This window comes from Pedobacter superstes (assembly GCF_037622515.1).
Taxonomy (GTDB): Bacteria; Bacteroidota; Bacteroidia; order Sphingobacteriales; family Sphingobacteriaceae; genus Paradesertivirga; species Paradesertivirga superstes.
Genome location: NZ_JBBJCN010000017.1, coordinates 1 through 1,336, shown reverse-complemented (window position 1 = coordinate 1,336; position 1,336 = coordinate 1). Strand labels below are relative to the sequence as shown.

At 47.5% G+C, this 1,336-nt stretch carries 1 protein-coding gene; it reads left to right on the top strand.

Annotation, left to right across the window (positions count from 1 at the left end; translation table 11 throughout):
* A partial coding sequence (locus WG906_RS19305) for a hypothetical protein (RefSeq protein ID WP_339994533.1) occupies window positions 1-219 on the top strand: 219 nt, incomplete at its 5' end.
* Window positions 220-1,336: the final 1,117 nt, after the last annotated feature.

Here is a 1,336-nt window from a genome sequence, read left to right as displayed (position 1 = left end):
ACTGCAGATTTGAAGGGTTGCTGGCGCTTCAATGGCGTCGTATTTGGCACCTTGTCAGAAAACAACCTTTCCCAAAGAGATACAATCTTGAAAATTAAAGAAGAAAGCAACCGAAGCGCGAGCGCTGGCCCGAACAGAACGGCGGCTGAGCATCGTTGTGTTCTTGAATTTTTGTTTCTTTTGTTTCAAGACAAAAGAAATAGGCCTGCCCGGCCATGAGGGCAAACAACCAATCCACGATATTCATCTTCCAGAAGTTGACTGCGCCTTCTTACCGGCACAATAGGAAGATGGATTAGGTTAGTATTATAGGGTGCTTTAGCCGGCCTCATTGGCGGCCGAGAGCCTAGTCCTTTGTCTTGGACACAAAGGACCAAAAGTCAAGTACCTTCCCGAGGTGCCTTTTGCACATAGCCTCTTCACGCATTTTGATGTCAGCGCTCAGTGCTCTGCCTGCTTTTCCCCTTTCCGCTCCCAAGCTTCATAAAACCAGCCAACGCACTTTCCCTCCACTCGGTCCTGCTGTCATCAAAATCTTTCCGGCACTGCGGGAAGGCACGGCCTCCGTAGCTTTAGTCGCTTCAGATTTGAAGGGTTGCTGGCGCTTCAATTGAACAGTCTTCCCCAAAGAAAAACAACCTTAACAATTAATTAGAAAGTAACCGAAGCCCGGGGATGGCCGAACAGAACGGCGGCTGAGCATCGTTGTGTTCTTGAATTTTTGTTTCTTTTGTTTCAAGACAAAAGAAATAGGCCTGCCCGGCCATGAGGGCAAACAACCAAACCACGATATTCATCTTCCAGAAGTTGACTGCGCCTTCTTACCGGCACAATAGGAAGATGGATCAGGTTAGTATTATAGGGTGCTTTAGCCGGCCTCATTGGCGGCCGAGAGCCTAGTCCTTTTTCTTGACAAAAAGGACCAAAAGTCAAGTACCTTCCCGAGGTGCCTTTTGCACATAGCCTCTTCACGCATTTTTATGTCAGCGCTCAGCTTAATAGTGTTGTATTATCACTTGTCAGACACCTCCTTCTCCAAGAAACCCAACCTTGAAAATTAAAGAAGAAAGCAACCGAAGCCCGGGCGATGGCCCGAACAGAACGGCGGCTGAGCATCGTTGTGTTCTTGAATTTTTGTTTCTTTTGTTTCAAGACAAAAGAAATAGGCCTGCCCGGCCATGAGGGCAAACAGCCAACCACGATAATCATCATAATAGGAAGATGGATTAGGTTAGTATTATAGGTGCTTTAGCCGGCCTCATTGGCGGCCGAGAGCCTAGTCCTTTTTCTTGACAAAAAGGACCAAAAGTCAAGTACCTTCCCGAGGTGCCTTTTG